The sequence below is a fragment of the Photobacterium sp. GJ3 genome (genome assembly GCF_018199995.1).
In the GTDB taxonomy this organism is placed as follows: Bacteria; Pseudomonadota; Gammaproteobacteria; order Enterobacterales; family Vibrionaceae; genus Photobacterium.
This window is the reverse complement of record NZ_CP073578.1, coordinates 3,141,066-3,165,325: the sequence shown is the minus strand read 5'-3', so window position 1 is coordinate 3,165,325 and position 24,260 is coordinate 3,141,066. Positions and strand designations below refer to the sequence as shown.

The 24,260-nt window shown below is 54.2% G+C and carries 23 protein-coding genes and 2 pseudogenes; 10 read left to right on the top strand and 15 right to left on the bottom strand.

What is annotated here, in order from left to right; translation table 11 throughout:
- The first annotated feature begins 63 nt into the window (after positions 1 to 63).
- Positions 64 to 1,095: an L-threonine 3-dehydrogenase gene (gene tdh, locus KDD30_RS14700; protein WP_211646496.1), complete on the top strand. Its 1,032-nt coding sequence runs from the start codon at positions 64 to 66 to the stop codon at positions 1,093 to 1,095.
- Positions 1,096 to 1,194: 99 nt separating this feature from the next.
- On the opposite strand, the gene KDD30_RS14695 is transcribed toward tdh, so the two are convergent.
- Genes KDD30_RS14695 through gpmM form a run of 3 tightly spaced genes read right to left on the bottom strand, consistent with a single transcriptional unit; the run spans position 1,195 to position 4,670 of the window.
- Positions 1,195 to 1,923, bottom strand: a complete 729-nt coding sequence (locus KDD30_RS14695) for a divergent polysaccharide deacetylase family protein (protein WP_211646495.1) — start codon at positions 1,921 to 1,923, stop codon at positions 1,195 to 1,197.
- A gap of 33 nt (positions 1,924 to 1,956) precedes the next feature.
- A complete protein-coding gene (locus tag KDD30_RS14690) occupies positions 1,957 to 3,123 on the bottom strand; it encodes a peptidoglycan DD-metalloendopeptidase family protein (RefSeq protein WP_211646494.1) in 1,167 nt (388 codons plus the stop codon).
- An 8-nt stretch (positions 3,124 to 3,131) separates the two neighbouring features.
- Positions 3,132 to 4,670 (bottom strand): 2,3-bisphosphoglycerate-independent phosphoglycerate mutase, encoded by a 1,539-nt coding sequence (gene gpmM, locus KDD30_RS14685; RefSeq protein ID WP_211646493.1) that lies wholly within the window; start codon positions 4,668 to 4,670, stop codon positions 3,132 to 3,134.
- A 471-nt stretch (positions 4,671 to 5,141) separates the two neighbouring features.
- On the opposite strand from gpmM, the gene KDD30_RS14680 reads away from it, so the two are divergent.
- The 4 genes and pseudogenes from KDD30_RS14680 (at position 5,142) to cysE (ending at position 8,178) form a co-directional block, all read left to right on the top strand.
- Positions 5,142 to 5,576, top strand: coding sequence for a rhodanese-like domain-containing protein (locus tag KDD30_RS14680; protein ID WP_211646492.1), 435 nt, complete (start codon positions 5,142 to 5,144; stop codon positions 5,574 to 5,576).
- Positions 5,577 to 5,688: 112 nt separating this feature from the next.
- Positions 5,689 to 6,159: a protein-export chaperone SecB gene (gene secB / locus KDD30_RS14675; protein ID WP_211646491.1), complete on the top strand. Its 471-nt coding sequence runs from the start codon at positions 5,689 to 5,691 to the stop codon at positions 6,157 to 6,159.
- Between the two features lie 13 nt (positions 6,160 to 6,172).
- The gene (gene gpsA / locus KDD30_RS14670) at positions 6,173 to 7,189 is read left to right on the top strand and encodes an NAD(P)H-dependent glycerol-3-phosphate dehydrogenase (protein ID WP_256449222.1); all 1,017 of its coding nucleotides are present in this window, start codon (positions 6,173 to 6,175) and stop codon (positions 7,187 to 7,189) included.
- Positions 7,190 to 7,321: 132 nt separating this feature from the next.
- Positions 7,322 to 8,178, top strand: a pseudogene (gene cysE, locus KDD30_RS14665) (serine O-acetyltransferase).
- A 77-nt stretch (positions 8,179 to 8,255) separates the two neighbouring features.
- Here the strand turns inward: cysE and KDD30_RS14660 are convergent.
- From KDD30_RS14660 to KDD30_RS14645, 4 genes are all read right to left on the bottom strand, one after another.
- Entirely contained in the window at positions 8,256 to 8,720 is a 465-nt protein-coding gene (locus KDD30_RS14660) for a tRNA (cytidine(34)-2'-O)-methyltransferase (RefSeq protein ID WP_211646490.1), read from the bottom strand.
- Between the two features lie 63 nt (positions 8,721 to 8,783).
- Positions 8,784 to 9,707 carry a bile acid:sodium symporter family protein gene (locus KDD30_RS14655; RefSeq protein ID WP_211646489.1) on the bottom strand — a complete coding sequence of 308 codons (924 nt, stop codon included), beginning with the start codon at positions 9,705 to 9,707 and terminating at the stop codon, positions 8,784 to 8,786.
- Positions 9,708 to 9,780: 73 nt separating this feature from the next.
- Positions 9,781 to 11,184 carry an envelope stress sensor histidine kinase CpxA gene (cpxA, locus tag KDD30_RS14650; RefSeq protein ID WP_211646488.1) on the bottom strand — a complete coding sequence of 468 codons (1,404 nt, stop codon included), beginning with the start codon at positions 11,182 to 11,184 and terminating at the stop codon, positions 9,781 to 9,783.
- Positions 11,181 to 11,870, bottom strand: coding sequence for a response regulator (locus KDD30_RS14645; protein ID WP_211646487.1), 690 nt, complete (start codon positions 11,868 to 11,870; stop codon positions 11,181 to 11,183). Before KDD30_RS14645 ends, cpxA begins: the two co-directional genes overlap by 4 nt.
- A 191-nt stretch (positions 11,871 to 12,061) precedes the next feature.
- Here KDD30_RS14645 and KDD30_RS14640 point away from each other — a divergent pair, with 191 nt between their 5' ends.
- Positions 12,062 to 12,541 (top strand): CpxP family protein, encoded by a 480-nt coding sequence (locus tag KDD30_RS14640; RefSeq protein WP_249199151.1) that lies wholly within the window; start codon positions 12,062 to 12,064, stop codon positions 12,539 to 12,541.
- Between the two features lie 469 nt (positions 12,542 to 13,010).
- Complete coding sequence (pfkA, locus tag KDD30_RS14635) at positions 13,011 to 13,973, top strand: 6-phosphofructokinase (RefSeq protein ID WP_211646486.1); 963 nt, start codon at positions 13,011 to 13,013, stop codon at positions 13,971 to 13,973.
- A gap of 99 nt (positions 13,974 to 14,072) precedes the next feature.
- Here pfkA and chrA read toward each other — a convergent pair.
- Positions 14,073 to 15,246: pseudogene (chrA, locus tag KDD30_RS14630) on the bottom strand (chromate efflux transporter).
- Between the two features lie 88 nt (positions 15,247 to 15,334).
- Here chrA and KDD30_RS14625 point away from each other — a divergent pair.
- The gene (locus KDD30_RS14625; RefSeq protein ID WP_249199150.1) at positions 15,335 to 16,276 is read left to right on the top strand and encodes a LysR family transcriptional regulator; all 942 of its coding nucleotides are present in this window, start codon (positions 15,335 to 15,337) and stop codon (positions 16,274 to 16,276) included.
- Between the two features lie 47 nt (positions 16,277 to 16,323).
- Here KDD30_RS14625 and tpiA read toward each other — a convergent pair whose 3' ends face one another.
- The gene (gene tpiA / locus KDD30_RS14620; protein WP_211646485.1) at positions 16,324 to 17,094 is read right to left on the bottom strand and encodes a triose-phosphate isomerase; all 771 of its coding nucleotides are present in this window, start codon (positions 17,092 to 17,094) and stop codon (positions 16,324 to 16,326) included.
- Positions 17,095 to 17,488: 394 nt separating this feature from the next.
- Between tpiA and KDD30_RS14615 the strand changes: the two genes are divergently transcribed.
- Complete coding sequence (locus KDD30_RS14615; RefSeq protein ID WP_211646484.1) at positions 17,489 to 17,836, top strand: 5-carboxymethyl-2-hydroxymuconate Delta-isomerase; 348 nt, start codon at positions 17,489 to 17,491, stop codon at positions 17,834 to 17,836.
- A 74-nt stretch (positions 17,837 to 17,910) separates the two neighbouring features.
- Here the strand turns inward: KDD30_RS14615 and KDD30_RS14610 are convergent, their stop codons facing one another.
- From KDD30_RS14610 to KDD30_RS14585, 6 genes are all read right to left on the bottom strand, one after another.
- Complete coding sequence (locus KDD30_RS14610) at positions 17,911 to 18,222, bottom strand: DUF3135 domain-containing protein (RefSeq protein WP_211646483.1); 312 nt, start codon at positions 18,220 to 18,222, stop codon at positions 17,911 to 17,913.
- A 136-nt stretch (positions 18,223 to 18,358) separates the two neighbouring features.
- Positions 18,359 to 19,102 (bottom strand): ferredoxin--NADP reductase, encoded by a 744-nt coding sequence (locus tag KDD30_RS14605; protein ID WP_211646482.1) that lies wholly within the window; start codon positions 19,100 to 19,102, stop codon positions 18,359 to 18,361.
- Between the two features lie 28 nt (positions 19,103 to 19,130).
- Positions 19,131 to 19,748 (bottom strand): metalloregulator ArsR/SmtB family transcription factor, encoded by a 618-nt coding sequence (locus KDD30_RS14600; protein WP_211646481.1) that lies wholly within the window; start codon positions 19,746 to 19,748, stop codon positions 19,131 to 19,133.
- A 164-nt stretch (positions 19,749 to 19,912) separates the two neighbouring features.
- Positions 19,913 to 20,920, bottom strand: coding sequence for a class II fructose-bisphosphatase (glpX, locus tag KDD30_RS14595; protein ID WP_211646480.1), 1,008 nt, complete (start codon positions 20,918 to 20,920; stop codon positions 19,913 to 19,915).
- A gap of 149 nt (positions 20,921 to 21,069) precedes the next feature.
- The gene (gene glpK / locus KDD30_RS14590) at positions 21,070 to 22,584 is read right to left on the bottom strand and encodes a glycerol kinase GlpK (protein ID WP_211646479.1); all 1,515 of its coding nucleotides are present in this window, start codon (positions 22,582 to 22,584) and stop codon (positions 21,070 to 21,072) included.
- 47 nt (positions 22,585 to 22,631) lie between these two features.
- Positions 22,632 to 23,483, bottom strand: a complete 852-nt coding sequence (locus KDD30_RS14585) for an MIP/aquaporin family protein (RefSeq protein WP_211646478.1) — start codon at positions 23,481 to 23,483, stop codon at positions 22,632 to 22,634.
- Positions 23,484 to 24,014: 531 nt separating this feature from the next.
- Here KDD30_RS14585 and zapB point away from each other — a divergent pair.
- Entirely contained in the window at positions 24,015 to 24,257 is a 243-nt protein-coding gene (gene zapB / locus KDD30_RS14580) for a cell division protein ZapB (RefSeq protein WP_036754671.1), read from the top strand.
- Positions 24,258 to 24,260: the final 3 nt, after the last annotated feature.

Here is a 24,260-nt window from a genome sequence, read left to right as displayed (position 1 = left end):
TCATCACCAAATTCTGCTGCAGAGGCGGGGTCGTCCGCCGCTGAGCACCTTGTGGAAAGCAACATGAAAATTAAAGCATTATCCAAACTCAAGCCTGAAGAAGGCATCTGGATGACTGAGGTCGACAAGCCTGAAATGGGCCATAACGACCTGCTGATCAAAATTAAGAAAACGGCGATTTGCGGAACTGACGTTCATATCTATAACTGGGATGAATGGTCACAGAAAACCATTCCTGTCCCTATGGTTGTCGGTCATGAATATGTGGGCGAAGTTGTGGCCATCGGTCAGGAAGTACGCGGTTTTAAAATCGGCGATCGGGTTTCCGGTGAAGGCCATATTACTTGCGGCCACTGCCGGAACTGTCGTGGCGGCCGTACCCACCTGTGTCGTAACACCATTGGTGTGGGTGTGAATCGTGAAGGTGCCTTTGCTGAGTATCTGGTGATTCCTGCGTTTAATGCATTCAAAATCCCGGACAACATCTCTGATGATCTGGCTTCGATCTTTGACCCGTTTGGTAACGCAGTTCACACGGCACTGTCGTTTGATCTGGTGGGTGAAGATGTTCTGATCACTGGTGCTGGCCCAATCGGCATTATGGCAGCTGCTGTTGCAAAACACGTTGGTGCACGCCATGTCGTGATCACTGATGTGAACGAATATCGTCTGGATCTGGCCCGTCAGATGGGTGTGACCCGTGCAGTGAACGTTGCTGAGCAGAAGCTGGAAGATGTGATGGCTGAGCTGGGCATGACCGAAGGCTTCGATGTCGGTCTGGAAATGTCGGGTGTACCGGCTGCTTTCAACAGTATGCTGGAAAGCATGAATCATGGCGGTAAGATTGCCATGCTGGGTATTCCGCCATCAAACATGGGTGTTGACTGGAATCAGGTGATTTTCAAAGGTCTGGTGATCAAAGGGATCTATGGCCGTGAAATGTTCGAAACCTGGTACAAGATGGCCAGCCTGATTCAGTCTGGCTTGGATCTGACGCCAATCATCACGCACCACTACAGCGTAGATGACTTCCAGCAAGGCTTCGATGCGATGCGTTCTGGTAAGTCCGGTAAAGTGATTCTGAGCTGGGATTAATCCGGCGCGGAAAATGATTTTGAAAAGCGGTGTGCAAGTAGCACGCCGCTTTTTGTATGTCCGGATTATCTGTGAATCGCAATCTGTCGTGAGAGCGGCTCAGCCAGCGGTCGGATAGAGTTCAGATAAACGCACCAGCGTGACCTGTTGCTGCATTTCCGGCAGCATGGCGGTCAGGGTCGCCAGCGTGACCGGATGCGGATGGCCGATGGCAATCACACGACCTTCTGCTTTGGCTTGTCGGATAGCCTGATGGATTTGGCGACGGATAAAGGCTTCCGTCGGGACATGATCCAGAAAAACATGACGGCGTAATGCTGGGATCTGAGCCGCCTGAGCCTGTTTTTCGGCAACAGAAAAAGGCGTCGTCCGGCTGTCGAGAAACCCCAGTTGCTGCTGTTTCAGTACTTCCATCACCCAGTCCATTGCCACCGTGTTTTGCGTCAGGGCACTGCCCATATGGTTGTTGACACCTATGGCACCCGGCACCCGCGTGAGTGCATGGCGCAGTTTTTCCTGCAATTCATCTTTTTTCATCGCGGATGTCAGCGTGGTGAGTTCCAGTGGCGCGGGCTGGCTGGGCTGCATGGGCATGTGCAGCAATACGTCTCGTTTTTCCTGTGTTGCCTGATGGGCTGTCAGTTGATCAAAGGGCGTATCCGGCAGAATCGAGACCGTGATTTGTGGTGGCAGTGCCGACAGCGGGGAGGGCATTTGCTGATAACCGAGATCATCAATGACAATCGCAAGTCTGGCTGCCTGAACACCGAACGGCATGGTCAGCAGCCAAATGAAAGTCAAACGAAGCATCCACTGTATTCGAACCATCCTTGTTCCTTTCGTGGGTTGCCGCATTGCGGATTAACGTGTCAGCCAGGGTTTCGGGTTGGTGGCCGTTCCTTTGCGGCGAATTTCAAAATACAGGCCAGGTCGTTCCTGACCGCCGCTGTCGCCGACAAGCGCAATCGCTTCATTGGTCTGAACCGTATCGCCGACTTTTTTGAGCACAGTCTGATTGTAGCCGTAGAACGTCATGTCGCCGTGACCATGGTCAATGGCAACCATCAGGCCGTAGCCACGCAGCCAGTCTGCGAAGACAATTTTGCCCCCGTGAACGGCTTTCACTTCGCTGCCAATCGACTGGCTGATCACCATTCCTTTCCAGCGCAGTTCACCCTGAAGCGGGCTGCCATAGGCATGACGTATGCTACCTTTGACCGGCCAGGGTAACTTGCCCTTAAAGCTTCCCAGTCCATCCATACGAACCCGGGCTTTACGGGCAGCGACTTCGGCCGCTTTTTTGGCCTTGGCAATTTCGACAATCAACCGGGATTCGTTGTCTTTCAGTTCGGTCAGATAACGCTTATCTGCACTGAGCTGACCTTGCAGCTGTTTGACGGTGCTTTGCCGGGCTTTCTGGCTGCTGACCAGTTTGGTGCGTTCCTGTTTCAGTTCTGCCAGCAGGGTTTGCTGTGTCGTGCGTTGCTCATTGAGCTGATGTTTTTTCAGCTGAAGTTCGGTGTCTGTTGCCGATAACTCATCCAGTGCCCGGCTGCGTGCTTCGCTGAGCCGCGACGCATATTCGGCCATGCGTTCCAGCTCCGCCCCATCATTTTCGCCCAGCAGGTTCGCCAGCGGGGAAGATTTGCCAAGCTTGTAATGGCTGGTGATCAGCGTTTTGAGTTGTTCCCGTTGCCCGATCTGCCGTTGTTGCAGCGCTTGCTGCTCTTTTTCGAGCGATGCAATGGAATGGGTCAGCTGGGAGATTTTCTGTTCTGCCTGCCGGATGTTTCCTGCCGATTTTGCAATCGCCAGTTCCTGCTGCTTCAGGGTTTTCTGTACATCATTGAGTTGCTGTTTTTTGCTGCTGAGTTGCTGTTGCTGCCGGGCAATTTCCTGCTTCATACCGTCCAGCTGATTCTGGTCATTGGCCTGTGCCGGCAGGGCGAACGTCAGACATAGCAAAACGCCAGTGCTGAAGGCACTGGCGCGCAAAGTACAGATTGTACGTTGAAATAATGCTCGCATGCTGGCGATTATTTCAGATCGTACAGCACCTGACCAGTCATCTCTGTCGGGATTTGGAGCCCGGTCAAGGACAACATCGTCGGTGCCAGATCAGACAGTTTCCCGCCTTCTTTCAGGCTGATCGCTTGATCGCCCACGTAGATCAGTGGCACTGGCAGGTTGGTGTGTGCCGTGTGGATGCCACCGGTTTCCGGGTTGATCATCATTTCAGCGTTGCCGTGGTCTGCGGTAATCAGCAGTTGACCATTCGCTTCACGGATGGCTTCAACCACGCGGCCGATGCTCTCATCAATGGCTTCACAGGCTTTTACGGCAGCATCGTAGACACCGGTATGGCCGACCATGTCACCATTCGGGTAGTTACAGATGATCATGTCGAACTCGCCGCCTTTGATGGCTGCAACCAGTTTGTCGGTCAGCTCCGGCGCACTCATTTCAGGCTGCAGATCGTAGGTTGCAACTTTTGGCGATGCCACCAGTGCACGGGACTCGCCGTCAAATTCTGTTTCAACGCCGCCGTTGAAGAAGAAAGTCACGTGGGCGTATTTTTCTGTTTCAGAAATCCGCAGCTGTGTTTTGCCTTGTTTGGCCAGCCATTCACCCAGGGTGTTTGACAGACTTTCCGGCGGGAATGCGGATGGCAGGTTGATGTCGGCAGCATACTGCGTCAGCATCACGATGTTCAGAGCCGGGAACTGCTGGCGTTCAAAACCTGCGAACTCAGGCAGGAAGGCACGGGTGATCTGGCGGGCACGGTCTGCACGGAAGTTCATGAAAATCAGTGCGTCGCCATCTTGCATCGCTGCATCTGGCTGACCTTCGGCACGAATGACTGTGGCTTTCACGAATTCATCATTTTCGTCACGGGCATAAGCGGCCTGCAGGCCTTCTACTGCAGACGCAGCAGTAAAGTCACCTTTGGCTGCTGTCAGCAAATTGTAAGCGGATTCCACACGTTCCCAGTTGTTGTCGCGGTCCATGGCAAAGTAGCGACCCACCAGCGAAGCGGTGCGACCTTTGCCTAACTGAGCGAACAGGGCATCAAAGCGCTCCAGGGATGCCTGCGCACTGCGAGGTGGCGTATCACGGCCATCCAGGAAGCAGTGCAGATAGATTTTTTCAGCACCGCGCTCAGCAGCCATTTTCACGGCAGCTTCGATGTGATCTTCGTGGCTGTGAACACCGCCCGGTGACATCAGGCCCATCAGATGAACCGCTTTACCGGCAGCAATCGCACTGTCCATGGCTTCAACCAGAGCAGGGTTATGCTGGAATTCACCGTCGGAGATGGATTTCGCAATGCGGGTCAGATCCTGATAGACCACACGACCGGCACCAATGTTGGTATGACCCACTTCTGAGTTCCCCATCTGGCCGTCAGGCAGACCAACGTCCATGCCAGAGGCAGAAATCAGGGTGTTGGCTTCGTTTGCCATCAGTTGATCCAGAACCGGGGTATTGGCATTGGCGATCGCATTATTTGCGGTATCTTCGCGGTAACCCCAACCATCCAGAATCACCAGAGCCAGTGGCTTCTTCGCAGACATAAGCTGTCCTCTCCATCAATATGAACAATCTGAAAAATGTAGATCAATTACCTCAACGACCGGGAGGTGCAGGCCAACCAGGGCGCTCAGGTAAGGGATCAGGTCGGTAATTTTACTACAAAATAACCGATTCTTTGTAGTACAGATCAAACATTGCTGTAAATGGTTTGTTATCTTTACTCCATAAAATATATTCAATTCGGGTTCGCAGCGTAAGACCTGAGAATGCGTTTTTTTCTATTTTAGCAATAGGGAACGCTTATCTGGTGGTTGATTCGTTCCTGTGGCCGGAATTCATGCGAGTTTGACGGTCCGGAAAGTTGCATCCAAAGCAGTGAGCCATGACGCGTAAATGCTTTGGGTGGCTGTACTTCGTTTCGGCCACAGGTATACTCAGTTTCCTTAATTTTGGTTGAATCTTACCGCTGACCGTGAGCCGGGCAGACGGTGAAGGTGGATAGAGCGAAAATCATGCAACAATTCATAGAGTTTGTTACGAGTAATCCGATTTTGTCACTGGTTTGGGTGGGTCTGGTTCTGGCCCTGGTGAGTTCGCTGGTGAAGCAGAAAACAGCAGGTTACGCTGTTATCACTCCGAATCAGGCCACCGTGATGGTGAATCGCGAAGACGGTGTTTTTGTTGATATTCGTAATCAAGATGAGTTCCAGCGCGGCCACATTGCTGGCGCACTTCACATTTTGCCAAGCGAGATCAAAGCGCAGAACCTGGGTTCGCTTGAAAAGTATAAGTCTGCCCCCATCATTGTGGTGTGCAAAACAGGCCAGACGGCGCAGGAAAGCGCCAACCTGTTACATAAAGCGGGTTTCAGCAATGTGAATCTGCTGAAAGACGGTTTGATTTCCTGGAACGAGGCCAACATGCCTTTGGTGAAAGGGAAAAAGTAAGTTTGAACTTCCGGGGGGCTGTGTAAAACAGCTTCCCAATTTAATTCAGGCCGGACATCTCCGGTGACAATGAAAGATTTCTTACGGAAATCATCAGAAAAAGGACAACATCATGGCTGAAGCAGCGAACAACGAAGCGCAACAGAACTTCCAAATCCAGCGTATTTTCCTGAAAGACGTGTCTTTCGAAGCACCAAGCTCTCCGGAAATGTTCCAGAAAGAGTGGAATCCGGAAGTGAAACTGGATCTGGATACGCAGAGTCGTGAGCTGGCAGAGGGTGTGTACGAAGTTATACTGCGTCTGACCGTGACCGTAAATAATGCCTCAGAAACGGCGTTCCTGTGTGAAGTACAGCAGGGCGGTATCTTCTCGGTTGACGGTATGGAAGCGCCACAACTGGCGCACTGCCTGGGTGCATTCTGCCCGAACATCCTGTTCCCTTATGCGCGTGAAACGATTTCAAGCCTGGTGGTGAAAGGAACCTTCCCGCAACTGAACCTGGCTCCAGTGAATTTTGACGCGCTGTTCATGAACTACCTGCAGAGCCAGGCAGAAAGCAACCAGGAAAACACTGAAGCCTGATTGGCGGATTGTCATGACTTCAACCACTGAAAATGTAATCTCAATGTCAGTGCTGGGTGCCGGTTCATACGGCACCTCTCTGGCCATCGCACTGGCACGCAATGGTGCCCATGTGATTTTGTGGGGCCATAACCCGTCTCATATCGCCCAACTGGAAACCGACCGGGCCAATGAAGCATTTTTGCCGGGCTCGGCGTTTCCGGACTCCCTGATTCTCACCGCGGATCTCAAAGCTGCCGTTCAGGCCAGCCGGGATATTCTGCTGGTGGTGCCGAGTCATGCTTTTGCCGATGTGCTCAAGCAGATGAAGCCTCATTTACGGGAAGATTCCCGGATTTGCTGGGCGACCAAAGGGCTGGAGCCGGAAACGGGTCGTTTGCTTCAGGATGTCGCGCACGAGATTCTGGGCGACGCGATTCCGCTGGCCGTGCTGTCCGGTCCGACGTTTGCCAAAGAGCTGGCTGCAGGATTGCCGACGGCGATCTCTGTGTCTTCGCCGGATACGGCGTTTGTGAAGGATCTTCAGGAGAAGATTCATTGCGATAAGAGCTTCCGGGTCTACAGCAATAGCGATTTTATTGGCATGCAGCTTGGTGGTGCAGTCAAGAACGTGATCGCGATTGGTGCCGGGATGTCGGACGGGATCGGTTATGGGGCCAATGCCCGAACGGCATTGATCACCCGCGGGCTGGCAGAAATGTGTCGTCTGGGCGCAGCGCTGGGCGCGCAACCGGAAACCTTTATGGGGATGGCTGGTCTGGGCGATCTGGTTCTGACTTGTACGGATAACCAGTCCCGAAACCGTCGCTTTGGTCTGGCTCTGGGGCAGGGACAAGGCGTCGATGAAGCGCAGCAAGGGATCGGTCAGGTGGTTGAAGGCTACCGAAATACCAAGGAAGTCTGGGTACTGGCGCAGCGCTATGGTGTGGATATGCCCATCACAGAGCAGATTTATCAGGTGCTGTATCAGGGTAAAGATGCCCGGGAAGCTGCCAGAGATCTGCTGGCCAGGGCGAAAAAAGACGAGTAATCGTCTTTTGAGATTCCCAGAACGAATGAATCAGCGCGGGCATGAATGCCCGCGTTGTTTTTTTTGCTGAGAAGTTTAAAGTGATACCCATTCAGCGCTGTCAGAACCCGGCGACGGGCAAGGGGGCAGATTATGGTGCAAACACAAAAAGGATATACAGGGGACGACGTGAGGGAGTGTCAACAGCAAGCGGTTTGGAAAACCATTAAACAGGAAGCCAAAGTCCTGACTGAACAGGAACCCATGCTGGCCAGTTTTTACCATGCCACGATTATCAAGCACGATAATCTGGGCGCTGCACTGAGCTATATTCTGGCGAATAAACTCGCCACACCTTCCATGCCAGCGATGGCGGTTCGTGAAGTGGTTGAGGAAGCCTATCTGGCAGATTGTATGATCACCGAATCGGCCGCCTGCGATATTCGCGCAGTGGTGGAACGAGACCCGGCCATCAATAAATTTTCTGTGCCGTTGCTTTATCTGAAAGGCTTTCATGCCTTGCAGGGCTACCGGGTGGCGAACTGGCTCTGGAAGCAGAACCGCGAAGCGTTAGCCGTGTATCTGCAAAATCAGATTTCTGTCTCTTGCCAGGTGGATGTTCACCCGGCTGCACGGATTGGTCAGGGCATCATGTTTGACCATGCGACAGGGATTGTCATCGGTGAGACGGCGGTGATTGAGAATGATGTTTCCATCCTGCAGGACGTGACACTGGGCGGGACAGGGAAAGAGAGCGGTGACCGACACCCGAAAATCCGCGAAGGGGTGATGATTGGTGCCGGTGCGAAAATTCTCGGCAACATCGAAGTGGGTGAGGGCGCCAAAATTGGGTCCGGTTCTGTGGTACTGGCCCCGTACCACCTCATACCACGGTTGCCGGTGTACCGGCAAAAATTGTTGGCCGTCCGAGCAGCGACAAACCGTCGATGGACATGGACCAGCAGTTCAACGGAGTTTACCAGACCTTCATTGCCGGCGACGGGATCTGAGTTTCTGATCGGAGCTGAACTCCGCTGATCATTCAGAGCAGGGGCGTAATCGCCCCTTTTTCACCGCTGTAGTCTGATTATTTCGCGCCGGTAAAATCAAACTGACGCCAGGCTTCAAAGGCAATGATGGACGCGGCATTCGACAGGTTCAGACTGCGGCTGTCCGGATGCATTGGGATCCGAAGGCGCTGCGCCGGTGGCAGGCTTTCAATCACTTCGGCGGGGAGGCCTCGGGTTTCCGGTCCGAATAACAGAATATCCCCGGCCTGAAACTGAGCTTCTGTGTGGTACTGCGTGGCTTTGGTCGTACAGGCGAACAGGCGGCGTCCCGCCGTTGCTGCCAGGAAGGCATCAAAGTTGGCATGACGGTGGACGTGAGTCAGATCGCGGTAATCCAGTCCGGCCCGGCGTAGCTTTTTTTCTTCTAAATCAAACCCCAGCGGCTCAATCAGGTGCAGGTTCGCACCGCAATTGGCACACAGGCGGATAATGTTGCCCGTGTTGGGCGCAATTTCAGGTTCGTACAGAGCAATATCAAACATGGTCAGGATTCAGCGATGGGAAAACGGCCATTGTAGCCTGTCTTGTGCGGATGAAACCAGTGTTCAGCGGGGTGGTGTGCGCGACGCTTCAACCTGCTTGAGCACCGGAACTCGCCGCTGTCGTCTGTCCTGTCGTTGCCAGAGAAAACACAGCCCCAGACCACTGAGCAGATGCCAGATCCCCCAACCGGCAGCAATGATTGCCATGCCGGTCAGATCGCTGAAAAACGAGAAAATGATCCCCAGCCCCAGTCCGGAGTTTTGCAGACCGACCTCCAGCGTAACGGCTCGCCTGTCGGCCATCGGCAGTTTCATCGTCCAGGCACTCAGCCAGCCGATGGCCAATGCCAGCGCATTGTGAGCGACGACGGTCAGCAGGTAGACATTGGCACCTGCGATAAACTGCGGCCAGTGGCTCAGGAGCGCGGCAGCCACAAAACCCAGCAACGTGATGAGCGAAGTGACCCGGAACCAGGGCTCGCTGCGCCGGGCAAATCCGGGTGCAAGATAGCCGCACAGCAACCCGAGGGCGAGCGGGAGTGCCAGCACCAAAATGACCACCAGCAGGATGCTCTGTGGCGGGACGGTGATCTGCTTGAGCAGGACGGCAGTGGCCGGATTCAGACTGGCATAGCCCATGAAGTTGAGCGGTGTCATCACTACTGCGGCGAGGCTGGCCATGCCGGTCATGCTGATCGACATAGCGGTATTGCCGTTGGCAAGATAGGTGACGAGATTAGAAAAACTGCCGCCAGGGCAACTGGCGACCAGTATCAGTCCCAGTGCGACTTCGGCGGGTAAGGGCACCACCATGGTCAGGAGCCAGGTCAGGGCTGGCATCAGAAAAAACTGCGCGGCCAGCCCGGTCAGCGGCCCTTTCGGATGCCGGGCGACTGTCCTGAAGTCAGCAGGTTTCAGGCCCAGCGCAATGCCGAACATCATCAGGGCCAGAACCAGATTCAGCAACAGCAGGCTTGTATTCGACACTCAATTCACCCGGATCTTGTCAATCGGCGCCAAGGAACATCTTGGATGAACTCACCACAGGGCCTGTTCATCCTCATTCAGAGACGAATGGTTCATCAGCTTCAGGCACATCATGCGACGACAAAGGCAGTGTCAGCGTGACTCGCAGGCCACCCAGCGGACTGCGGCTCGCCGCAATGCAGCCGTTATGCTGGCGAATGGCATTTTCGGTGATGGCTAAACCTAACCCTGTGCCGCCGCTGTGACGATCCCGAGCGGTGGACACCCGGTAGAATGGCCGGAAAATGTCCTTCAGTTCGTCCTCAGGTACCCCGGTACCGTTATCGTCGACCGTGACAGTCAGTGTCTGGTCGTTGGCTGAGAACTTTACTTCGACACGGTCTTTACCATAATAGATGGCATTTCGGACCACGTTTTCCAGCGCACTGATCAGCAACTCGGCGTTTCCGGCCAGCGGCCAGGGCAGTAACGGGCCGCAGGTCAGGCTTTTCTGGTGCTGGCTGGCTTCAAATTCTGCATCATCCAGCATGTCCTGCCACAGGCTGGCCGCATCACTGGCTTCCCGGACTTCCTGACCACGAATCTGCATCCGGGACAGTTCCAGCAGTTTGGCGATCATGGCTTCCAGTCGTTCGGCTTCAGTGTCAATGCGATCCAGTTCCGGACTGTTGCCCTGTTTGCGCTGGGCCAGGGCGGTGGCCATCCGCAGCCGGGTGAGCGGAGAGCGGAGTTCATGTGAGATATCAGACAGCAACCGTTGTTGACCGCGGATCATCTGATTGACCGAGCTGACCATCTGATTGAAGCTGGCCCCCGCCTGCTGAAATTCGCGTGGTCCGGAAGTTTCCAGCGTCGGATCCTGCGTGAACTGGCCACTGGCAACCCGCTGTGCCGCCTGTTGCAGCTGACGTGCCGGACGGCTGAGTGCCCAGGCCAGCCAGAGCAGCAGTGGCGTACTGACCAGCATGGTCAGAAGCAGCATGTGGAAGGGCTGATCCAGAATGCGCAGGAAAAATGGCGGCGGTCTGTGGGTCACCCGGCCGATGTACATCAGCGCACGTTGCTGCTGATCACTGACCAGAAACGGACCGGCGATCATCCAGCGACCGTAGAGTTTCTGGCGGGGCGCATCCGGGCTGTCGGCACTGGTGATAAAGTTACGCAGCGCTTTGGTCCGCTGGTGCGGGGTGATCAGCTCGCCTTCAAAATTGGTGAAGTAAAGCTGCATTCCTTTATGGCGGTCGGGGTCGACCCAGGGCAGCAGCTTGTCGGGCAGGGCGCCCGGTTGTGCGCTGAGACGTTCAGAAATACGTGAGGCGGCCTGCTGGTAACGTTCCAGTTCAGGCTGCGGAATCGTATGTTGTGAGCGGGGGTCCAGATGGGGTAACAAAAGCAGAACGACCACCACCAGCATCAGGGTCAGCCAGAAGATGGCAAAAATCCGGCTCGACAGTCGGTTCAGGACGGGCAGTTTCATCCGGCCTCCACCAGCAGATAGCCTTTGCCGCGCAGGGTTTTGATTCTGGGTTTTCCGTCATCCCGCGGCGGCAGCTTTTTGCGCAGGTTCGATACGTGCATATCAATGGCGCGATCAAAGGGGGCCAGTCGCTTGCCCAGCACTTCCAGGCTGAGGTCCTGTTTGGTGACCACGATGCCCGGGTGTTGGACCAGATGGCTGAGCAGCGCCAGTTCTGTCGCGGTCATCTCAACCGGCTCTCCCTTGCAGGTGACCTCCTGGCGACCGGGATAGATGGTCAGATCCAGATAGGTGAGGCTGTCTCCCTCCGGCTGGCTTTCCTGCACGATTTTGGCCCGGCGCAGAATGGCCCGCATTCGGGCCAGGAGTTCCCGATCGCTGAAGGGTTTGGGCAGGTAGTCATCTGCGCCCAGTTCCAGGCCCAGTACCCGGTCGATTTCTTCCCCTTTGGCGGTCAGCATCAGCACAGGGGTCGTGTTGGTTTCCCGCAGTTTACGCAGCATTTCGATCCCGTTCATGGTCGGCATCATCACATCCAGCAGAATCAGATCCGTTTCATCATTGACCATTTGCAGGCCTTGCTCTCCATGATGCGCTACCCGCACGGTAAAGCCTTCGAGTTGAAGAATGTCACTTAGCAATGCGGTCAGTTCGGTATCGTCGTCGACCAGAAGAATATTCGCCATCAGGATATCCAGATTAGTGCTCTTGCTATTCAGTATCCCCGATGGGGGATCACACGCCAAGCTGAATGACACTGCTTTACCCAGCTTTACGTTTTCGAGACAACCCTTTACTTGCGACGGCGTAGACTCTGTGGGTAACGAATGAACGCGACAGAGCGAGTGAGATGATGAAAAAGATGATGAATCAAACAATGAAACGTACCCTGGTTGCTGTGCTGGCTATGCCACTGGTGTTCGGCTCGGTTGCGGTACTGGCAGACGGCGGTAAGGCACATGGAAAGGGCTACCACGGTGACTGCGGCCCGCGTGGCGACCGGGGGATCTTCAGTGATCTGAATTTAACCGATGCGCAGAAAGAGCAAATGCGGGCGTTGCGGGACAATCAGAAAGAGTCCATGCGCGAGCACAGAGGTGAAGGCCGTGAAGCCATGAAAGCCAATCATGAGAAAATGCAGGCGCTGATGCTGGCGGATTCTTTTGATGAAAATGCCGTTCGTGCACTGGCGAAGCAGATGTCTGATCAGCAAATTGAGCATCGGGTGAACAGGATGAAGCACCGTCATGACCTGTTGAATATTCTGACCCCAGAGCAAAAAGCACAGTACAAGACATTGAAAGCAGAGAAGCAGGCAGAATGCATGGCGAAATGGAAAGAAAAACGCAGTGAATAATGCTGACTTCAAGGCAGTAAACAGAAGCCACAACGTCGAGTTGTGGCTTTTTTTGTGGTGCATCTGTACTGGACTTGTCAATTTTGTTATTAAATTTCATCACAAAAACGCTATACTGCGGGGTAAGAATTATCAGGTCATGTGACAAAAATCCGGCAGTTTCAGAGAACCCGGTCCGGACAGGCTGACAGCGGAAACTGAGCATATACTTAGTGACAGAGTGGCTGGCCGGGCCTGGTCGTACAAAATGTACGACGGGTTCCACGCTGATGCAATGTCGGTCGGCACAGGGCCTGTTTACGTGATATGAATCAATACATCGTTTTTCTAAATTGTAATACTCCTACATTAGTAGGAAAGTTACAGTTTACGCGAGTCGCAACCGAGTTGAGGGAGCGGGGCGGAGTCGGTGACTTGAGCCAGCTCGTGCAGGAAAGGATTTTTCATTTCCCAAAGTCAGAGGGTAACCATGATTAAAAAGATTGGTGTTTTGACCAGTGGCGGTGACGCCCCAGGTATGAACGCAGCGATTCGCGGTGTAGTGCGTGCCGGTTTAACGGAAGGCCTGGAAGTTTACGGTGTTTATGACGGTTATCAGGGCCTGCACCAGAACCGGATTGAAAAGCTGAACCGTTCCAGTGTTTCTGACGTCATTAACAAGGGCGGGACTTTCCTGGGCTCGGCACGTTTTCCTGAGTTCCGTGATGAGAAAGTGCGTGCGCAGGCCATTGAGAATCTGAAAATGCATGGCATTGACGCGCTGGTCGTGATCGGTGGCGACGGCTCTTACATGGGGGCGAAGAAGCTGACCGAAATGGGCTACCCTTGTATCGGTCTGCCGGGCACCATTGATAACGATGTCGCCGGGACGGATTACACCATTGGTTTTATGACGGCACTGAATACGGTGATCGATGCGATTGACCGCTTGCGCGATACGTCTTCATCGCATCAGCGTATCTCGATCGTTGAGGTGATGGGCCGTCACTGCGGTGATCTGACGTTAATGGCTTCGATTGCGGGTGGCTGTGAGTACATCATCACACCGGAAACCGGCCTGCACAAAGAAGAGCTGCTGGCGAAGATCAAAGAAGGGATCTACAAAGGTAAGAAGCACGCGATTGTGGCGATCACCGAGCTGATGACCGATGTCAATCAGCTGGCGAAATACATTGAGTCAGAAACCGGCCGTGAAACCCGTGCAACCGTGCTGGGCCATATTCAGCGTGGTGGTCAGCCAACCGCATTTGACCGGATTCTGGCGTCACGAATGGGCGCATACGCGGTAGATCTGCTGATTCAGGGCGAAGGCGGTCGCTGTGTAGGTGTGCAGAACGAGAAACTGGTTCACCACGACATCATCGACGCGATTGAAAACATGAAGCGTCCGGTGCGTAAAGATCTGTTTGCCGTGGCAGACAAACTGTTCTGAGTCTATCGATTGGCTCAGTGCTGATGACAACATCAGAAACGCCCGTCGGGCTTACCGGCGGGCGTTTTTATATGCTGAAGGCGCCGTACTCAGCGGGGCTCAGCCCAACAGGTTTACCCCAGCCGATCCGAGTCCCCAGCCCGCCAGCATAAATCCAATCACCAGCCACAGAATCGGCAGTTTCCACTGCTTCAGCAGGAAGAGCCCGGCAACGACCAGCGCGGCATCCGTCCCGTTCAGGACTGCACTGGTGAAGACCGGCTGATAGAGTGCCGATAACAGCAGTCCGACCACGGCGGCATTGATGCCCTGCAATGCCCCGGCCACCCGAGGGTAAGCTGCCAATGTTTTCCAGTGCGCCAGCACGGTCAGCAGCAGCAGAAAACCGGGTAAAAAGATGGCCAGGGTTGCCAGCAGCGCACCGAGGATCGGTGCGGACGGCAGTAATGCGTAGCCCAGATAGGTGGCAAAGGTAAACATCGGCCCCGGCACTGCCTGTGCCGCCGCATAACCGGTCAGAAACGTATCTTGGCTCAACTGATCACCAACCAGTGACTGCAACAGTGGCAGAACGACATGACCACCACCGAACACCAGTGTGCCCGCCTGGAAGAAATCACTGAACAGCGTAGCCACTGGCCAGTGACCCGGCAGGGCACTCAGTGTCAGAGGTAACCCCACGAAGATGAGGACAAAAAGCAGCAGTGGCCAGCGAGTTGGGGTGAATACCGCGCCGGGCTCAGCGCTGTCTTCGGTTTTCAGCCAGCGAGCCCCGATGAACAGCGCCAGCAACAGCATCCCGATCTGAGTCGCGAGACCCGGTGCGATCATCAGAGTCATCGCAGTGATCGCGCAGAGGAAAGCCGTCAGGCGGCGCTGACAGAAATTTTTGAACATGCCCCAGGTGGCATCGATCACCACGACAACGGCCAGCAGTTTGAGTCCATGCACCACATGGTCGAACCCGCTCAGATCCGTCAGACGGCTGCTCAGTGAAGCCAGTGCCAGCATGATGAGGACAGAAGGCAGGGTAAAGCCGAAAAAGGCCATGCAGGCGCCCCCAGCCCCCGCGGTGATAGCCCAGTGCGAAGCCTACCTGACTGGATCCCGGTCCCGGCAGGAACTGGCTGAGGGCGACCAGGTGTGCATACTCATGGTCACTCAGCCACTGGCGTTTTTCGACGAATGCCTGCCGGAAATAGCCGATATGTGCCGCCGGGCCGCCAAAGCTGATCCAGCCCAGCGAGAAGAAGGTCATAAAGATTGCGAACATCGTGTTTTGCTTCTGATTGGGTGAATTGATCGCCCTTAATGTAGTGAATGACGTAAAATGACTCAAATGGATAGAAATCATTCCAACTATGAATCAGATGAATTTAACCCGGCTGTCTGAGATCCGCTGGAAAAGCATCGACCTCAATCTGCTGGTGGTGTTTGCCTTTCTGTATGAATGCCGCAGTGTGAGCGGGGCCGCAGAGAAGAGTTTCGTCAGCCAGTCCGCAGTCAGTCACAGCTTGTCCCGGCTCCGGCAGTTGCTCGGCGATCCGCTGTTTGAACGCAAAGGGCACCAGATGGTACCGACGGATTACGCACACCAGATTGCCCCTGTGGTGACCCGTTTGCTGGACACCGTGTCGCAGGAGCTGCTCATCAAACCTGTGTTTGAGCCGGAGACGTTCTCGGGCGTGTACCGGATTGGACTGACCGACTATGCCGAGTTTTTGTTTGCACCTCAGCTCTATGATGTGATTCGGGGAGCGGCGCCGCAAGCACAGGTGAGTTTTGTCCATGTGAACCGTCATAACTATCAGTTGGTTGCCGAGCAGGAAAAACTGGATCTGATGATTGGCAGTATTCCCGGACATGCGGCGCAGTTTGCTTCCCAATGGCTGTATCGCGAGCAGCATGTCTGCCTGTTCGATCCGCTTCAGGTCGATGCCGCAGAGGTGGGCGATATGGCCTGTTTTTCGGCCATCGAGCAGGCACTGGTCAGCCCGGACGGCAGTCTGGTGTCAACGGTGGATCGCTTGCTGGACGATCATGATCTGTCCCGGCGTGTCACCGTGGCATCCCGCAACTTTATGACGATCCGGCGTTTACTGTTTCAGCGGCGGCTGATCGCTGTGGTGCCCAAACTGATGGCAGCAGCGCAAACCGGGATGGACGCACTGGCAGTGGCGGAACCACCGGTACAGGTACCTGATTTTGATATGCTGATGTTGTGGCCGGATGTGAAAACGCAGGATGAAAAGAATCAGTGGTTGCGGCAGCTGGTGGTGGAAACACTGCCGGGGGGAGAATGACTGGATGAAGCACTGCCAGCCCGGAGGCTGACAGTGCCAGGCAGCTATTACTTCTTCGCTTCAGCCGCAGCTTTCGCAATGGCTGCAAAACCTTCTGCATCCAGAGCAGCACCACCAACCAGTGCGCCGTCGATATCAGGCATTGCAAACAGCTCAGCAGCGTTGCCCGCTTTCACTGAACCGCCGTACTGAATCACAACATTTTTCGCGACATCAGCGCTGAAAGATGCAATGTGTGCACGGATCGCAGCGTGGATTTCCTGTGCCTGTTGTGCGGTTGCAGCTTTGCCGGTCCCGATGGCCCAGATTGGCTCATACGCAACGATGGCACCGTTCAGTGCTTCAACGCCCTGCGTGTTGATGACAGCGTCCAGTTGGCGGGCACATACGGCAACGGTTTCACCAGCTTCGTTCTGTGCTTCGGACTCACCGATACACAGCACTGGCGTCAGGCCGTTTTCTTTCAGGAAGGCAAATTTCTTCGCGACAAATTCATCAGATTCGTTGTGGTATTCACGACGCTCTGAGTGACCGATGATGATGTGGGTTGCACCAAAGTCTTTCAGCATTTCCGGAGAAATATCACCGGTGAATGCGCCGCTGGCGTTCACATCCACGTTCTGTGCACCCAGGATAATCTTGCTCTGACCCTGGCTGATCAGGCGCTCTGCCAGTTCCAGATACATCACAGGTGGCGCAACGGCCACGTCAACACCGTCAACGCCAGCCAGCGCAGCATCCAGACCTGTCAGCAGGTTGGTGACCATTTCTTTGCTGCCGTTGAGTTTCCAGTTCCCCATAACTACAGGATGACGCATAAGATTTTCTCCATATCTATGTGATGTCTAAACTCAGACTAAACTGAGCACATCACTGCCGTAAGCCAGCGGTGTGTTCAGTGTAGTCTGCCATTTTTGCCTGAGGCGTCCTGATGCCTGTGGCAAAAACGTCACACAGTATACGCCGGATAGACGTAAACTTCCTTAATCTTGAGCAAGACCTGGATGTTTGTACCCATTTCAGCGCCAAAAGTGAATGCTGAACTGTTATTTATTTTCAATCCTGTAAGTTATCCAGACAGTTGTTTTACCGGGGAAAAGTGATCTGCAAAGGATTTCGGAAGACGACAGTCGCCTGAGGTAGCAAAATCAGCTAACTTAGGCGGCGATAAACGGAATATACAGGCATTGCCTGCACATCAAGGAGAGAAGTATGCCTCATCTGAAGCTGGAATTTGCGGATCCGGTCGCCGAGCGCGTGAATGTCGCTGCCCTGCTGGAAGATTTACATCAATCACTGCTGACCTGCGGTGTGTTCGAACCGTCTTCTGTGAAATCCCGGGCCTACCCGTGCCATCAGTGGCAAGTGGGCGAGGGGGGCGATGCGCGCAATTTTATCCATCTGGAGCTGGCCTTGCTGTCTGGCCGGGATAATGACTGTAAGCGTGGTCTGGCAGAACGTTTGATGCCGCTGCTGGAGCAGCATGCCGCTTCGATTGACAGCCTGACCATTGAAATTCGCGATATGGAAAAAGAAACCTATCTCAAGGCAAGCCGCTGAAGCCGGGATGTTTTGAGCAAGGTATGGATGCAAAGTAAACGGGCCGTCATTGAACGGCCCGTTTTCATTTGGTGTTATGCCCTGCGCCGAAACGGCATCACTTCCGCCTGATGCTCAGTGATGGTTTCCGGGGACATCAGGGACTGGGCAAAGCGCTGTAATTGTTGCTGCAGTTCAGCCCGGAGCAGCATGTTGGTATGGATCGGGTTTTTACCGCGGGCAATCACCTGATTGATATGACTGAACTGGGCGCGCAATCTCGGTTGCATGGCCGGACTGGCCTGTTGGATGATTTCTTCGCTCATCCGCAGACGTAAGGCTTCTAACGCTTCCGGTGCAGTTTCAGCCAGATGCTTCAGTTCATCGAATGAAGGTAAAGTTTGCATCGTATTTCCCCCAACAGCCAAAAGGGCCAAAAGTGTGACACTCTTAACACTAGATGGCGGGGAAACGAAAAAGCGTCTCATTGATGAGACGCTCAATAAAAGGCAGGCTGTCAGGTCGGGAAACTCAGACGCGGGTTTACCAGTAATGTTCAACCGTGATCTGGCCGGGTTTACGGCGCAGGTTTTTCTCGAAGCCCCGGGTTTCCAGCACCGCTTTGGTCTCTTTGACCATGGCTGGGTTACCGCACAGCATCAACTGGCTGGTTTGCGGATCCAGCGGAATACCGACGTGGCGTTCAAGCATGCCATCGGCAATGGCTTGCGGGATCCGGCCGGGTAAGGTCAGGGGCGCGGGCTCGCGGCTGACAAAAGGTTGAACGATGAGTTGCTCAGGATGGGCTGCTTTCAGGGCGTTGATCTCTGCCTGATAACTTAAATCGGCTGCGAAGCGGACCGCATGCACCAGCACAATTTTGCGAAAGCGTTTCCAGACCGTGTCTTCCCGCAGAATCGAGAGGTATGGCCCGATGGCTGTGCCGGTTGACAGCATCCACAGGTAATCTCCCTCAGGGACTTCATCCAGCGTAAAGAAGCCATTGGCGCGGGCAGTAATGAAGACTTCATCACCTGGCTCCAGGGCATGCAGGCGCGGGGACAGCAGGCCATCTGCTACCCGGGTTGCGTAGATTTCGATCTGATGGGTATTGGGTGGGTTCACAAAGGAGTAAGCACGCTGGATCATTTTGCCGTCGCACTCGAGCGCCAGCTTGGTAAATTGCCCGGCTTTGAAGGGTTCAATGTTCGCCTCCAGCGTTAAACTGAACAAGTCGCTGTTCCAGTGACGATTCTTGATAACCTTTGCAGGGATCCAGTCAGCCATTGTGATCTCCTTTTACATACTCAGTGACTCAGGTCGGATAAATGCGGTAGCTGCAGCGGCGCTGGCCGGCAATGATATGTTCACTGCGCTCAATCGCCACTCCGTCGCCCAGCAGACGCTGGAAGACAGCCAGTTCAGATCGACATAAAGAGGGGCAGCGTTTGGCGGCATGGCAGATAGGACAATGGTTCTCGATGAGAACAAAGCCGTCGTCGTCAGACTCCAGCTGTGCCATGTAACCTTCCTTCTCCCTCAGTGTAGTCAGGATCTGAAGTTTTTCTTTTAAATTTTCTGCCTTTGCAATGGCCTGCTGGTACTGATTGAGCGTGCTTTCCTCACGCTGATTCAGGATTTTTTGCAAGCCTTCCTGCCCAAACAGGTTCTCCACCGAGTCCAGCATCTGAATAATCAGATCGCCGTGCCGGTCGGCAAATTGCTCGTGACCCTTGGCGGTCAGATGCCAGTGACGGGTCGGCCGCCCGACTTTGGCTTTGATATCGTCAAAGCCTACCAGGCCATCTTCTTCCAGACCTTGCAGGTGCTGGCGAACCCCCATGGTCGTCAGCCCCAGCTCTTCTGAGAGTGCCTTGGCAGTGACTGGGCCGTCCTGTTTCATCCGGTGGAGAATTTTATCTATGGTTTTCATTGTGGTATTGCGTGTATTCATTCGGCCTATTATGGCGCTGACAAAGTATATAAAGCAATGGCTTTACTAAAGAGCTTAGTCCAGATGACGCAGAAAAGTCGTCTAAATCAGAGAATGATCAGCAATTTATCTCCGGCAACAGCAAAGGTTGCCGGAGATCAGATTCAGAGAATATGCGGCAGAATGGCCGGATCTTTACGGTCAAGATAGTGAATTGACTTGATGCGGCGGATGGTGCGGCACTTGCCGCGGATCAGCAGGGTTTCTGTGGTGGCGATATTCCCGTTGCGGGTGATGCCATCCAGCAGATCACCTTTGGTAATGCCGGTACCGGCAAAGACGACGTTGTCGCTTTTCGCCATTTGATCCAGCGGCAGCACCTGATTGGGTTCGATACCCATTTCACGGCAGCGATCCATTTCTAACTGACCCATGCGGTAGTTATCGTCGCTGCCGCCTTTGACCAGAAAGCGGGGTAGCAGACGACCCTGCATATCACCGCCCAGTGCCCGGATGGCTGCAGCAGACACAACACCTTCCGGCGCGCCACCGATGCAGTACATCACATCCACTTCGCTGTCCGGCATGCAGGTCAGAATTGAGGCTGCCACATCGCCGTCCGGCACGGCGTAAACGCGGATCCCCAGTTGCTGCATCTGGGCGATGACTGCATCATGACGTGGCTTTGCCAGCGTGGTTACGACCAGCGAATTGAGGGGTTTACCCAGTGCTGCGGCAATATTTCTGAGGTTGTCTTCAATGGGCAGATTGAGGTCAATGTGTCCTTTGGCTTCCGGGCCGACCACCAGCTTCTCCATGTACATATCCGGCGCTTTGAGAAAAGCACCTTTCTCACCGGCAGCCAGGACGGTCAGCGCATTGTTCTGGCCCATGGCAGTCATTCGCGTGCCTTCGATGGGATCGACGGCAATGTCGACCGCTTCGCCGCCCAGCCCGACTTTTTCACCGATATAGAGCATCGGGGCGTCGTCAATCTCACCCTCACCAATCACAATCTCACCCGCGATCTCGGTTTGGTTTAACAGGGTACGCATGACCTCAACGGCTGCGCCATCCGCAGCATTTTTGTCGCCTCGGCCAAGCCATTGATAGCCAGCCAGTGCGGCACCTTCGGTCACACGGGAAAAAGCCATCGCTAAATCGCGTTTCATGGGAACTCCAGAAGTGAAATGATGAAAATCTGCACGATTGTATCACAAGCTGCCGTCATTGGTTTGGGGCAACGGTTCGGCAGAAAAAAGACAAGCCTGCGGGGGAATGCAGGCTTGCCGGGGTGACTCAGCAGGGTCGGACGAGTGGATTAATCCTCTTCGTCAATGGCCCAGCCTTTGGCGCACTCAACGGCGCGCTTCCAGCCGTTGTAGCGGCGGGCGCGTTTGCTGTCATCCGGACATGGCGTAAAACTGCGGTCCAGAACGGCTTTGTCTTTCAGTTCGTCGATGCTACCCCAGAAACCGACGGCCAGGCCAGCCAGATACGCGGCACCCAGCGCGGTCACTTCGGTGACGACAGGGCGGTGCACTTCGGTATTCAGCAGGTCTGACTGGAACTGCATCAGGAAGTTATTGGCGACTGCACCGCCGTCTACTTTCAGTGTTTCCAGACGGATGCCGGAGTCGGCCTGCATGGCATCAAGGACATCGCGGGTCTGGTAAGCAATACTTTCCAGAGTGGCACGGATCAGGTGGTTGCTGTTCACACCCCGGGTCAGGCCAACAATGGCACCGCGGGCATACGGGTCCCAGTAGGGCGCGCCCAGGCCCGTGAAGGCTGGTACCACGTACACGCCATTGGCGCTGCCAACTTTTTCGGCGAAGTATTCGGAGTCTTTGGCATCACCCAGTAGTTTCAGCTCATCACGCAGCCACTGAATCGATGCACCGGCCATGAAGACTGCACCTTCCAGTGCATAGGCAGCTTCACCTTTCGGGCCGCAGGCCAGCGTCGTCAGCAGACCATTCTGCGAGGTGACTTTCTCGTTTCCGGTATTCATCAGCAGGAAGCAGCCAGTGCCATAGGTATTTTTCGCCTGACCGGCTTCCACACACATCTGACCGAAGAGAGCCGCTTGCTGATCGCCTGCAATACCTGCGATTGGCACACGGGTACCGCCTTTACCCCCAATGTTGGTCTGGCCGTAGATTTCAGAAGACGCTTTGACTTCCGGCATCATCGACAGCGGGATATCCATGGCTTTCAGCAGTTTTTCATCCCACTCCAGCGCATTGATATTGAACAGCATGGTTCGGGAGGCATTGGTGTAGTCCGTGACGTGGACACGTCCCTGAGTGAGTTTCCAGATCAGCCAGGTATCCACGGTCCCGAACAGTAGGTTGCCGGCTTCTGCCTGCTCGCGCGCACCTTCAACGTTGTCCAGAATCCACTTGATTTTGGTCCCGGAGAAATACGGGTCGACGACCAGGCCGGTGTTCTCACGAATGTAGCTTTCCAGGCCTTCTGCTTTCAGTTGCTGGCAGATATCTGCGGTCCGGCGGCACTGCCAGACAATCGCGTTATAGACAGGCTTACCAGTATTTTTGTCCCAGACAATGGTCGTTTCACGCTGGTTGGTGATGCCGATTCCGGCGATCTGGTCGGTACGGATCCCGGCTTTGGCCAGGGCTTCCACCATGGTAGAGCTTTGCGTCGCCCAGATCTCCATCGGGTCGTGCTCAACCCAGCCTGCTTTTGGATAGATTTGAGTGAATTCGCGCTGTGCGGTGCACACAATGTTCGCATCGTGATCAAGGATCACGGCACGTGAGCTGGTGGTTCCCTGATCGAGTGCGACGATATACTTTTGTTCTGTGGTCATCTGAGTGTCCTCTTATCTCTGATAATTATAGGGGAGTAGCACCGCAATCAGACTTGCGCGGTTTCTTTCTCTTCATCGGTTTCACATTGGTTCGGCAGGGTACAGCGATTGCCCGGCAGATACACAGCAATGGCTTTCGGATATAGCCAGGCACCGAAGCAGGCACCCGCAATCGGCGCCAGAATCGGGACGATGAAGTACGGGATATCTTTCCCGCCAGTCAGCGCCATATCGCCCCAGCCAGCCAGATAAGCAAAGAATTTCGGGCCGAAATCACGGGCCGGGTTCATGGCAAAGCCGGTCAGTGGCCCCAGAGAAGCACCGATCACTGCAATCAGCACACCAATCAGAACTGGTCCCAGCGGGCCACGCGGTGCGCCATTTTTATCATCGCCGATGGCCAGAATAGCAAACATCAGCACAGCCGTGATGACGAACTCGACAGCAAATGCACCCGCAAAGGACAGGCTCGGATTCGGGTAGGTCGAGAAGATGCCTGCAGTTCCTAAGCTTTCAACGCTGCCACGCACAATGCCATGCGCGTTTTCGAAATCGACGAACAGGTTGCTGTACAGGCTGTAAATCAGAGCCGCAGAACAGAACGCACCAGCAAGCTGAGCAAGAATGTAAGGGGCAACTTTAGATTTGTCGAAGCCGTGGAAGATTGCCAGCGCAATGGTCACTGCCGGGTTGATGTGTGCACCCGAGACACCAGCGGTGCAGTAAATCGCAATCGTCACGCCCAGCCCCCAGGTCAGGCTGATTTCCCATTGTCCAAAGCTTGCACCAGCCAGTACCAGTGCAGCGACACAGCCAACACCGAAGAAGATCAGCAATCCGGTGCCAATAAATTCTGCCAGGCATTCGCCGAGCAATGTCGGGGGTTGTCTTTTGTTCATTTACCAGTCCTTTTGTCGAGTCGTAGGTCAATCACTTGTTATCGTAATGTGATCAGAAAAATACGCGAATGATGATTTTTGGCAAAGTGAAACGAATAAAAAATGTGCGTTCGAGCATGTTATTTGTGTTTATGGTCAATATTCATCTTCGTATAAGAACAATGATCTTGAGCAAAAACTCTATTTTGATCTGTTGCGGGCGCACACTAGCATGACCTCTGGCGTGCATAAAATGCAGAGTAGAAATCTGAGTGGTTGCTAACATTTCATCGCGGGTCACTTTGGCTGACCTGTAGCGAAAGGTAAAATTTTGTTGAACTTTGCATAAATTTTACGCGTTTGTGATGAAGCATGGTTTTTGTTGGTGCCAGACGTATAAGGCCTAGTTAGAATAGGGCTTACATTGGATTTGTTATTTGCCTGGTAGTCTCGGCGATATCCCCACGAATTGGATGACAGTCAGTGCTGTCTGCAACATCAGCTCGGAAGGGTAAGCTGCGGTCTTGCGCAGGTACTGATAGGGTGAAAACTATGTCTTTAGAGATGCTGGAACAGCTGGAAGCCAAAGTGCAGATGGCCGTCGACACCATTTCCCTGCTGCAGATGGAAGTGGAAGAACTGAAAGAGAAAAACGAAAACCTGGCGAATCTGGCACAGGAACTTCGCGCAGATCGTGAGTCACTGGTGCAGGACAATGAAAAACTGCGTCATGATCACCAGGCTTGGCAAGAGCGCGTTCGGGCACTGCTGGGTAAGATGGATACCGTGGAATAATCC

Coding starts and splice junctions, on each gene's coding strand:
- tdh (WP_211646496.1), top strand. CDS start 64: ATGAAAATTAAAGCATTATCCAAACTCAAGCCTGAAGAAGGCATCTGG.
- KDD30_RS14695 (WP_211646495.1), bottom strand. CDS start 1,923: ATGGTTCGAATACAGTGGATGCTTCGTTTGACTTTCATTTGGCTGCTG.
- KDD30_RS14690 (WP_211646494.1), bottom strand. CDS start 3,123: ATGCGAGCATTATTTCAACGTACAATCTGTACTTTGCGCGCCAGTGCC.
- gpmM (WP_211646493.1), bottom strand. CDS start 4,670: ATGTCTGCGAAGAAGCCACTGGCTCTGGTGATTCTGGATGGTTGGGGT.
- KDD30_RS14680 (WP_211646492.1), top strand. CDS start 5,142: ATGCAACAATTCATAGAGTTTGTTACGAGTAATCCGATTTTGTCACTG.
- secB (WP_211646491.1), top strand. CDS start 5,689: ATGGCTGAAGCAGCGAACAACGAAGCGCAACAGAACTTCCAAATCCAG.
- gpsA (WP_256449222.1), top strand. CDS start 6,173: ATGACTTCAACCACTGAAAATGTAATCTCAATGTCAGTGCTGGGTGCC.
- KDD30_RS14660 (WP_211646490.1), bottom strand. CDS start 8,720: ATGTTTGATATTGCTCTGTACGAACCTGAAATTGCGCCCAACACGGGC.
- cpxA (WP_211646488.1), bottom strand. CDS start 11,184: ATGAAACTGCCCGTCCTGAACCGACTGTCGAGCCGGATTTTTGCCATC.
- KDD30_RS14645 (WP_211646487.1), bottom strand. CDS start 11,870: ATGGCGAATATTCTTCTGGTCGACGACGATACCGAACTGACCGCATTG.
- KDD30_RS14640 (WP_249199151.1), top strand. CDS start 12,062: ATGAAACGTACCCTGGTTGCTGTGCTGGCTATGCCACTGGTGTTCGGC.
- pfkA (WP_211646486.1), top strand. CDS start 13,011: ATGATTAAAAAGATTGGTGTTTTGACCAGTGGCGGTGACGCCCCAGGT.
- KDD30_RS14625 (WP_249199150.1), top strand. CDS start 15,335: ATGAATCAGATGAATTTAACCCGGCTGTCTGAGATCCGCTGGAAAAGC.
- tpiA (WP_211646485.1), bottom strand. CDS start 17,094: ATGCGTCATCCTGTAGTTATGGGGAACTGGAAACTCAACGGCAGCAAA.
- KDD30_RS14615 (WP_211646484.1), top strand. CDS start 17,489: ATGCCTCATCTGAAGCTGGAATTTGCGGATCCGGTCGCCGAGCGCGTG.
- KDD30_RS14610 (WP_211646483.1), bottom strand. CDS start 18,222: ATGCAAACTTTACCTTCATTCGATGAACTGAAGCATCTGGCTGAAACT.
- KDD30_RS14605 (WP_211646482.1), bottom strand. CDS start 19,102: ATGGCTGACTGGATCCCTGCAAAGGTTATCAAGAATCGTCACTGGAAC.
- KDD30_RS14600 (WP_211646481.1), bottom strand. CDS start 19,748: ATGAAAACCATAGATAAAATTCTCCACCGGATGAAACAGGACGGCCCA.
- glpX (WP_211646480.1), bottom strand. CDS start 20,920: ATGAAACGCGATTTAGCGATGGCTTTTTCCCGTGTGACCGAAGGTGCC.
- glpK (WP_211646479.1), bottom strand. CDS start 22,584: ATGACCACAGAACAAAAGTATATCGTCGCACTCGATCAGGGAACCACC.
- KDD30_RS14585 (WP_211646478.1), bottom strand. CDS start 23,483: ATGAACAAAAGACAACCCCCGACATTGCTCGGCGAATGCCTGGCAGAA.
- zapB (WP_036754671.1), top strand. CDS start 24,015: ATGTCTTTAGAGATGCTGGAACAGCTGGAAGCCAAAGTGCAGATGGCC.